The organism is Pseudoalteromonas sp. Z1A6 (assembly GCF_011378745.1).
Taxonomy (GTDB): domain Bacteria; phylum Pseudomonadota; class Gammaproteobacteria; order Enterobacterales; family Alteromonadaceae; genus Pseudoalteromonas; species Pseudoalteromonas arctica.
Genome location: NZ_WTKW01000164.1, coordinates 1 through 9,344, shown reverse-complemented (window position 1 = coordinate 9,344; position 9,344 = coordinate 1). Strand labels below are relative to the sequence as shown.

Sequence of the window (9,344 nt, the reverse complement as noted above, 5' to 3'; positions counted from 1 at the left end):
CCCACTTTTGAATATTGCTCATTCTAAGAGCTTTAATATTCAGAGGATCAAAATGTTAAACAAGGAAAAAACAATGAAAAGTAAATATTTGGTTATGGTTGCGGCGGCAATGTCTTTTAGTGCTTTAGCTGCAGCGCAAATTGTAGACGGTAGTTCAGATAACAAGCAGCAAAGTAATAATACGTCTCAGGCTCCTGTTAAAAGTGAAGAATATAAACAACAACTTGCACAGCTTCTAAAAAGTGCTGCTGGGGCAAAAAGTGATACCCCTGAACTTTTAAACCAAGCTGCGCAAGGCATTCAAGATTGGCACTTGAATAGAGACAAACTTACTGGTTTTGAAGAAGCTGAAATCAAACTACAAAGCTTTAGGCTGCTAAATCACGTTTACTCTAAACTTGAGCAATATGAAGACATATTGAGTGCTTACGAAAAATGGTACGAGCCGGGCAGTAACCCACCTTACTTTTTAAAAAATTCACTAGCAACGGCCTATATACAGCTAGGGCGTTATGAGCTTGCTGTTGCAGAGCTTGAAGATTTAGCAAAACAGCTTGAAGGTAAGCTACATGTTGGCTCTGCTGATAACTTAGCACTGGCATACATTTACCTTGCTGATTACGATAAAGCGTTAAAAACCCTAGAGCAGGTTGATGAAAAAGACAATGTATACGGAAATATCCTTAAATATTATGTTTATGATAAACAAAATAACCGTAAAAAGATGGATGAAATTAAAAGTAAAATTCCAGAAGTATTTGCAGTTACCCCCGCGTTATTACCACAAAGCGGTGTACCTGGTTCGCAATTGTTGAGATTGCTATAAATACACACTGTAATGAGGCTCAGTTTTTGAGCCTCTATTTAACAATTAGTTACTACTTTAAATCTGCTCGTGGTGTTTCTAAAATCGTTTTTTTTTCATCTTCAGATAATATTATCCAATCAAAAATTTCTTCGTTGGTACGCCCACACCCGGTGCAGTAACCGCTGCGCCTTTCGCATATTCCTAGGCAATCAGTTTTAAATTTAGATGGTTTTTTGTTTTGATTTAATTGGCGCATTATTAAAGTCCTAACGGTGGTGCAATTTCAAAGCGAGTAGTGAACCCATTACCTTCTTGATTGGTAGAGAGTGTAATGACAGGGGTTTTAGTATCAAGTACAAAGGTGCTGTAAATTGAACTTGCTGTTTCTTTTTGGCTTTCAAACCAACCTGTTGTGGTTAAGCATTGGCGTAATTTCTTAGCCAGTTTTTGATGAGACTTTACGGTTTGCGTTTGTGTATTAACAGGTGTTTGGCATTGGTAGCTTGCTTGCTCTGACTTATTTAAAGTAACCGTACAGGTTGCTCCAATAATATGAGTATTAGTACGCCATTGATTAGTAAACTGGTTATTTACTTTATCTGTTTTGATTGAATTAAAACCAGACTCATAACCATTTATTAGGTTATTTATGGTGCTGCATTCATCGGGTGTTACTGTGGTTTTTACAGACTGATTCGTTGTAGTCTGATTAGTTTTGCTGGTACAGCCCGCTAAAATAAACGCGATAACTAAAATAAATACGACAATAGAAGGAGTAATATAGTTTTTCATAGTTCACAGTAACCGATTAATTTAGCCACGCACTATATCACACGTGATTTACTGTAAAAATAAAAAGGCCCATATAAATATGAGCCTCTTTGTTAGTCACAACTAATGCTATTTATGGCGACCTTGCAAGCATTTAACTACATCTTCAAGGGCTAAACCTTGGCGTTGTAGTAATACTGTCAGGTGATAAATTAAATCAGCAGATTCGTTTGTTAGCTCATCGTTATCGTGTTTCATAGCGGCAAGGGCAACTTCTACGCCTTCTTCACCTACCTTTTGACAACTACGGCTTAAGTCTTTTGCAAATAATGAGGCTGTGTAGCTTTTTTCAGGGTCGTCATTTTTACGCGCAACAATCACATCTTCTAACTGTGCTAAAAAGCTTAAACTTGGTTTTGCTTCATCACCAAAACAGCTTTGTGTGCCTAAGTGGCACGTTGGGCCTTCTGGGTTGGCAAGTACTAAAATTGAATCGTAGTCACAATCGGTATGCACAGATACTACATTTAAGTAGTTTTCTGATGACTCACCTTTAGTCCATAAACGCGATTTTGAACGCGAGTAAAACGTTACTTTATTACTCTCAAGCGTAACGTTTAGTGCTTCGCTGTTCATAAAGCCTTGCATTAAAATAACACCCGAGCGGGCATCTTGAATAATAGCAGGGATCATGTCACTTTTAGCGAAATCGACTTGAGCTTGGTTTTGTTGTGTTACTTGCATAATCTTGCTGCCACTTGGTTATCTGTTAAAAATTGTTTTAGTTCGCCAATGTTAATCACATTTTTATGAAAAACGCTGGCGGCTAGTGCACCATCTACTTTGCTTTGTTTAAATACATCAACAAAATCTTGCATACTACCCGCACCGCCAGAGGCGATTAAAGGAATGTCACACAGCTCGCGAATTTTACTTAGTTGCTCGTTGTCGTAACCGTTACGAACGCCATCTTGGTTCATACAGTTTAATACAATTTCGCCTGCGCCTAGGTCTTGTACGCGTTTAACCCATTCTTGTGTTTTATAGCGTGTACGGCTTGATGCATTAGGATCGCCGGTCAATTGATACACTAAATACTCGCCGGTAATTTCATCAAAAAAGCTGTCAATGCCGACTACAACACATTGCTTGCCAAACTCATCGTGTAATTCTTTAATAAGTTTAGGGCGTGCAATAGCAGGGCTGTTGATGCTTATTTTGTCTGCACCGCGCTCTAAAACACGCGCTGCATCAGCCACTGACTTAATACCGCCGGCTACACAAAATGGAATATCGATATTACGTGCAATACTCTCTACCCAGTTTACATCAAGTAGGCGTTTTTCAACGCTTGCACTGATCTCGTAAAAAACCAGTTCATCGGCGCCGGCTTCGCTATAGGCTTTAGCCATTGTTAAAATATCGCCAACTATTTCATGGCCTTTAAACTTAACGCCTTTAACTACTTGGCCGTCTTTAACGTCTAAACATGGGATTATGCGTTTTGATAACATGCCAATGCCTCCTCAACGCTAAATGCGCCATCAAGCAGAGATTTACCCAAAATAACGCCGCCCACACCAAGCTCTTTAAGCTTTTTAATGTCATCTAGTGAGCTTACGCCCCCTGAGGCTTGCACTTTAATTGTGCTGTTGTGGCGAGTTAAGTCTTCGTAAAGCTCAAACGATGGTCCAGTCATGGTGCCATCTTTACTGATGTCCGTGCATAAAAAGTCGATAACACCTAAGCCTACATAAAAATCTACCAGCTCAAGTAAACCAAATTCAGATTCACTTAACCAACCGTGCGTAGCAGGTGCCCAGCCCGTGGCTGTTTTATTTACATCAAGGGCAATTACAAAGTGCTCTGCGCCAAATTGTTCAATCCAGGTTTTTACTTGTTCACGTTTTTCTACTGCCATTGAACCAATAACAACTTGGTTTGCACCGGCTTTTAGCCAATCACTTACATCTTGCTCCGAGCGAATACCGCCACCCACTTGGTAAGGTACGTTAAGTGCTTTGGTTGCAGCTTGAATATGTTTCCACTGCTTTTTACTTGGATCGCGTGCACCTTCTAAATCAACAAGGTGTAGTTTACCTGCGCCACTGTCGGCGTATTCTTTTAAACGCGCGCCAAGTTCGAAAGGGTAAAACTGTGCTGTGTCGTATTTACCTTGGTACAAGCGCACAATTTGATTTTGTAATACGTCTAATGCTGGAATAATCACAAATAATCTCTTTTTTGTTAGTTAATGGGCAGCTTACAACTGCCAATCAACAAAATTTTGTAATAAACGTGCGCCAACTTTCGCGCTACGCTCTGGGTGAAATTGCATGCCCGCGTAATTGTCTTTAGCAACAATGGCTGAAAAGGTTTGACCATATTCGCCGCTCACGAGTGTGGCGTCGTTTACGGTGTGCGCAAAGCTGTGAACAAAATAGACTTGCTCATCGAGCGTTAGCCCTTTAGTTAATGCATGCTCTTTGTTAACGCTTAAGTTATTCCAACCCATATGCGGCGACGTTAAGTTGCCTACATCAAGTGCTTTTACTTGTCCTGGTATTTTACCTAGGCACTGTACGTTACCTTCTTCGGTGCTTTCGCACAGTAACTGCATACCTAAACAAATTCCCATAAGCGGGCGCTGGTATTCATTTATAGCTTGTTGCCAGCCGTTATCGACTAGGCGTTTCATAGCAACCGATGCATGGCCTACACCTGGTAATATAGCGCGCTCAAAACCCGCTAATTGCTCTGGTGAAGTAATTACTGTTGGCGTTTGCCCTAGGCGTTCAAACGCAAAGCGTACTGAATTTATATTGGCACAACCGGTATTAATTATGGCAATCATAAACATCCCTTAGAGCTGGCTGTTTGTTGGGTCGTGTCTTGTGCTACTGCCATACGAAGGGCGCGCGAAAATGCTTTAAATAAGCCTTCTACTTGGTGATGACAGTTACCGTCGCTTACCGATAAAATAAGGCTAATGGCGGCATTATCACTTAAGCTTTTGAAAAAGTGCTCAACCATTTGCACGTCTAAGTCGCCTGCTTTTTCGCGGCTAAAGTTAGCGTTTAATACAAATGATGCACGACCCGATAAATCAATTTGTGCTTCAGCTTTACATTCATCCATAGGAAGCGCAAAACCATAGCGTGCAATTTGCGATTTAGTGCCAAGCGCTTGTTTAAGTGCAACACCAAGAGCAATACCAATGTCTTCAACAAGGTGGTGCTCGTCTATGTGTAAATCGCCTTTGGCTTTAATGTTTAAACCAATGTTTGCGTGCGTGCGAATTTGATCAAGCATGTGATCAAAAAAGCCAAGCCCGGTGTCTATGCTGCCATTTTTAGTTTGATCTAAGTTTATTGCCACATCAATTTGGGTTTCTTTTGTGTTGCGTGTAACACGACCTTCGCGGTTGGCAGTGGTCAATTTAGTTACTATCGCACTCCAATCGCCGTCGTATAAAATACCTTCACAACATAGGTTTTGAGCAAGGCCAATATCAGTTTCACGGTCGCCAATAACAAAAGAGCGCGCTAAATCTACTTTGCCTGAGCGCATAAGCTCGGTAAGTAAGCCCGTTTTAGGTTTACGGCAATCGCAGTTTTGCTCGTTAAAGTGAGGGCAAATTAATACTGTCTCAAAGCTAATGCCTTGGCTTTGCATTATGTCCATCATTTTGTCTTGTGCTATATCAAAGTCAGCAATAGGGAAGCTATCTGTGCCCAAACCATCTTGGTTAGATACCATAACTAAACGGTAACCTGCAGCTTGTAATTGTAACAACGCAGGAATAACACCAGGTAAAAATGCTAGCTTTTCAAGGCTATCTACCTGTTTGTCGGTAATTGGCTCTTCAATGATAGTGCCGTCGCGGTCGATAAATAAATAGGGGTTACTCATGATACTTCGTTTCCTGCTAAAGATGCTGCGGTAGCTGGCGTTTGTAAGCCATCTAACCAAATTTTTACTTGTTCAAGTTCTTGTTCACTGCCAATTGAAATTCGTAGCCAGTCGTCTTCACCGTATAGCGTAAAAGCGCGCATAACCAAACCTTGCTCAAGTGCAATTTTAAAATAGTTTTTATCGGCTAATTTTAAAGTAACAAAGTTACCTTCACCAGTGAGAATTTTTAATGCAGCAGGGGAGGCGTTTAGCCAATCCACTAACTTAGCTTTTAAGCTATTTAAAATAGTAACTTGGCGGCGCATTGATGTAATTGCATCAGGTGCAATTGCTTGCGCTGCAATACTTGCTACTACGCCCGATACCGGATACGGCGCAATGACTTTACGAATTGGCGCTAGTACGCTCGCTTGTGCAAGCGTAAAGCCCGTTCTGAGCCCCGCTAGCGCAAAGGCTTTAGAAAGCGTACGCAAAACCACTACATTACTAAACTCATTAATAAGCTTAGTCGCGCTTTGCTTTGGGCAAAACTCTATATAGGCTTCGTCAACAATAACTAATGCAGAACCCATAAGTGCTGTTGCAATCGCTTTTACTTTATCAAGTGGCGTTAAGCTGCCCGTTGGATTATTTGGGTTACAAATAAATACCAGTTTTGAGCTGCCAACAGCTGCAACTATTTCGTCAGCACTGCCACTTAATAATAATTCTTGGGTAAGCGCGTTAATACCAACGTTGTGTGTATCGGCGGTTACTTTGTACATACCGTAGGTTGGTAAAAATAGCGCAATACTATCTTTGGCTGGCTCACAGTATGTGCGCACTAAAAGCTCAATGCCTTCATCTGCGCCGCGCGTCATTAATACATTTTCGCTTTCAAGCTCTGTATAAGCGGCGTAACGGTCAATAACCAGTTGCGGTTGTGGATCGGGGTAGCGATTTAAATCTTCAATACTCAGTTCAAGGTTTTTAGCATACGGGCTTTCGTTAGCATTTAGCCACGTAGTACCGGTTAGCTTTTCACTTTTTGCAGAGCTGTATGCAGCAAGGGCTGCAATATTCTTAGGTAATAAGCTAGACGCTTGTGCGCTCTCATTGCTCATTTTTAATTGCCTCTAAACGAATTGAAACCGCATTAGCGTGGGCATCAAGGCCTTCTGCATCTGCAAGTGGTAAAATAGCTTTTGAAAGCTGGGTTAAACCACTTTTAGTAATTGTTTGCACTGTGTATGTACGGAAAAAATCAAGCAAGTTTAAGCTCGAGTATGTTGCACTGTAACCATACGTTGGTAACACGTGGTTAGTACCCGATGCGTAATCGCCTGCAGATTCTGGCGTGTAGTCACCTACAAATACTGAGCCTGCGTTTTTAACTTTATCTAGGTATGGTGTTGCATCGCCTAGTTGTAAAATTAAGTGCTCTGGTCCGTACTGCGCCGATACATCAAATGCTTGCTCAATTGAATCAACTAAAATAAGTGAAGAATTGGCGAGCGCTTGCTCGGCTGTTTCTTTGCGGCTCAAATTAGCTAACTGGCGAGTAAGTGCCTGCTGAGTTTGTTTTATTATACTTTCGCTGTTACATAATAAAATAACTTGCGAGTCTGCACCGTGCTCTGCTTGTGAGAGTAAATCGGCGGCTATAAATTCTGGGTTTGCACGTTCATCTGCAATAACAAGTACTTCAGACGGACCTGCTGGCATATCAATTGCCATACCTGGAATAGTTTGCGCAACGAGCTGTTTAGCCATTGTTACAAAGCTATTACCTGGGCCAAATATTTTGTTCACTTTAGGAACCGATTCGGTGCCATAAGCCATTGCTGCAATTGCGCCTGCGCCACCACTTTCTATTAAAGTAGTAATGCCACATAACTTAGCTGCATATAAAATAGCAGGGTTAATCGCTTTATCACCTTGTACCGGTGTAGCAAGTACAACGGTTTTTGCGCCGCTTAACTGCGCTAATACACCCTGCATAATAACCGACGATGGCAGTGGAGCACTGCCACCGGGTACATAAATACCGACTGCTTCGATGGCTTGATATTTCAGTTCACATACAACGCCTGGTTGGGTCGATAATTTAATATCTTTTGGCAATTGCGCTTCGTGAAAACGTTTAACGTTTGCATAAGCGGTATCAATTGCGTATTTAAGCTCTGCACTTAGTGCTTGCTCTGATGCGTTAATTTCATCAAGCGGAACACATAAGCGAGGGTTAGATCTATTATCAAACTCTTTAGCCATGCTAAGTAAGGCTTCATCGCCTTGCTCTTTTACGTTAGCTAAAATAGTTTTGCATATAGCTTCAACCTTGGCACTGGCAGAAACTGCAGGGCGCATTAGCGCCGCTGCTTGTACTTGTGAAGATTCCTCATTCCAACGAAGCATGGCACTTACTCCATCATTTTTTCAATTGGCATAACTAAAATAGAGTTAGCGCCTAAGGCTTTTAACTGCTCCATTGTTTCCCAAAATAATGTTTCGCTGCTTACCATGTGAAGTGCTACGTATTCATCGTTACCAGCAAGGGCAAGTAGAGTAGGTTGACCAGAACCTGGTAAAATTTCACAAATTTCATCAAGTTTGTTTTTTGGTGCGTGTAGCATGATGTATTTGCTTTCTTTAGCTTGTCTAACACCACGTAGGCGCGGCATAAGCTTATTGATTAGTGCTAGTTTGTCAGCATCTTGAAGATCTTTATTTTGAATTAAACACGCGTTTGATTCTAAAATTGTTTCGCCTTGAATCAAGCCGTTAGCTTCAAGTGTTGCGCCAGTAGATACTAAATCACAAATTGCATCAGATAAACCCGCACGCGGTGCTACTTCAACAGAACCCGTAAGCATTACTGTACTTGCGTTAATACCTTCGCGCTTTAACCATTGAGTTAAAATTTCTGGGTAGGTAGTTGCAATACGTTTGCCTTCAAACCAGCTCTTATCGCGAGCGCCAAGCTCTTGTGGCCATGCAAGTGCAAGACGACAGTAACCAAAGTCTAGTTTTGAAAGTTTAGTTACTTCACTTGGAACACCTTGGCGTTCACGTTCTGCTTGAACTTCTACTAGTACGTTTTCGCCAACTATGCCTAAGTCACATACACCGTCCATTACTAAACCCGGAATATCGTCATCGCGCACACGTAGTACGTCAATTGGCATATTAGTTGAGTGTGCAATTAAGCGTTGTTCACGAAGGTTAAGTTTAACACCTAACTGCTTAAGCAGATCTTGACAATCTTTAGATAGGCGGCCGCCTTTCTGGATGGCGATACGTAGACGATTACTGTTGTTCATTATTCATTTTCCTTTAATTTAAAAACTAAAAACCCCGAGGGGAACCTCAGGGCGAAAATGAATCAATGTTATTTGAATCGCCAGAGGTTCCTTTTAGGAATAACCTCTCAGCGAAAGACCTGACAGGTTATTCCGGTGAATGGTGGTGATGATGTACTGTTGTCAGGTTTAAGCGCATTTTTTATCCTATGTAACTGCCCGTTGGTTTGTTAACGTGCAGTTGTTATCTGTTTAAATAAATTTCGCATTCATAAAAACATAAACAGCTATATTATGGCAAGTTTTTTTTAGCTTAATTAAAGCATATGTTATAACTGTCGATAATATTAAGATAATAAGCGCAATTTTCGCCAACAATTGGTTGTTTATCACTCAAACCAAGTGGTTAATGAATAAAATGAAAAAATAAGGAAGTACTTATGGATATTATGATCCCTTATTTAGGAAGAATAACTAGGCTAGAAGTTGAGTCAAAAAGTGCTTTTCATATTGCGGGTGTGCAAAGTGGGGCTGCCGCTGAAAAAGTTGAATTAGAGAATAAAAAAAGGCGT

General features: G+C 41.1%; 11 protein-coding genes. 1 reads left to right on the top strand and 10 read right to left on the bottom strand.

What is annotated here, in order from left to right; all coding sequences use genetic code 11:
* Positions 1–73: 73 nt before the first annotated feature.
* Positions 74–826 carry a tetratricopeptide repeat protein gene (locus tag GQR46_RS11590; RefSeq protein WP_240922903.1) on the top strand — a complete coding sequence of 251 codons (753 nt, stop codon included), beginning with the start codon at positions 74–76 and terminating at the stop codon, positions 824–826.
* Between the two features lie 52 nt (positions 827–878).
* Here the strand turns inward: GQR46_RS11590 and GQR46_RS11585 are convergent, their stop codons facing one another.
* From GQR46_RS11585 to hisG, 10 genes are all read right to left on the bottom strand, one after another.
* Positions 879–1,064 carry a DUF1289 domain-containing protein gene (locus GQR46_RS11585; protein ID WP_165741020.1) on the bottom strand — a complete coding sequence of 62 codons (186 nt, stop codon included), beginning with the start codon at positions 1,062–1,064 and terminating at the stop codon, positions 879–881.
* Between the two features lie 2 nt (positions 1,065–1,066).
* Positions 1,067–1,600, bottom strand: coding sequence for a hypothetical protein (locus tag GQR46_RS11580; RefSeq protein ID WP_165741019.1), 534 nt, complete (start codon positions 1,598–1,600; stop codon positions 1,067–1,069).
* Between the two features lie 108 nt (positions 1,601–1,708).
* Positions 1,709–2,323 (bottom strand): bifunctional phosphoribosyl-AMP cyclohydrolase/phosphoribosyl-ATP diphosphatase HisIE, encoded by a 615-nt coding sequence (gene hisIE / locus GQR46_RS11575; protein ID WP_008138598.1) that lies wholly within the window; start codon positions 2,321–2,323, stop codon positions 1,709–1,711.
* A complete protein-coding gene (gene hisF, locus GQR46_RS11570) occupies positions 2,314–3,093 on the bottom strand; it encodes an imidazole glycerol phosphate synthase subunit HisF (protein WP_165741018.1) in 780 nt (259 codons plus the stop codon). Before hisF ends, hisIE begins: the two co-directional genes overlap by 10 nt.
* Positions 3,075–3,809, bottom strand: coding sequence for a 1-(5-phosphoribosyl)-5-[(5-phosphoribosylamino)methylideneamino] imidazole-4-carboxamide isomerase (locus GQR46_RS11565; protein ID WP_007580652.1), 735 nt, complete (start codon positions 3,807–3,809; stop codon positions 3,075–3,077). Before GQR46_RS11565 ends, hisF begins: the two co-directional genes overlap by 19 nt.
* A 33-nt stretch (positions 3,810–3,842) precedes the next feature.
* The gene (hisH, locus tag GQR46_RS11560; protein ID WP_002960265.1) at positions 3,843–4,433 is read right to left on the bottom strand and encodes an imidazole glycerol phosphate synthase subunit HisH; all 591 of its coding nucleotides are present in this window, start codon (positions 4,431–4,433) and stop codon (positions 3,843–3,845) included.
* Complete coding sequence (gene hisB, locus GQR46_RS11555; protein ID WP_165741017.1) at positions 4,430–5,491, bottom strand: bifunctional histidinol-phosphatase/imidazoleglycerol-phosphate dehydratase HisB; 1,062 nt, start codon at positions 5,489–5,491, stop codon at positions 4,430–4,432. The genes hisH and hisB overlap by 4 nt, the downstream gene beginning before the upstream one ends.
* Positions 5,488–6,597: a histidinol-phosphate transaminase gene (gene hisC, locus GQR46_RS11550; RefSeq protein WP_165741016.1), complete on the bottom strand. Its 1,110-nt coding sequence runs from the start codon at positions 6,595–6,597 to the stop codon at positions 5,488–5,490. Before hisC ends, hisB begins: the two co-directional genes overlap by 4 nt.
* Positions 6,587–7,888 (bottom strand): histidinol dehydrogenase, encoded by a 1,302-nt coding sequence (gene hisD / locus GQR46_RS11545; RefSeq protein WP_165741015.1) that lies wholly within the window; start codon positions 7,886–7,888, stop codon positions 6,587–6,589. The genes hisC and hisD overlap by 11 nt, the downstream gene beginning before the upstream one ends.
* Positions 7,889–7,893: 5 nt before the next feature.
* Positions 7,894–8,793, bottom strand: coding sequence for an ATP phosphoribosyltransferase (gene hisG, locus GQR46_RS11540; protein WP_007580644.1), 900 nt, complete (start codon positions 8,791–8,793; stop codon positions 7,894–7,896).
* Between the last annotated feature and the right edge of the window lie 551 nt (positions 8,794–9,344).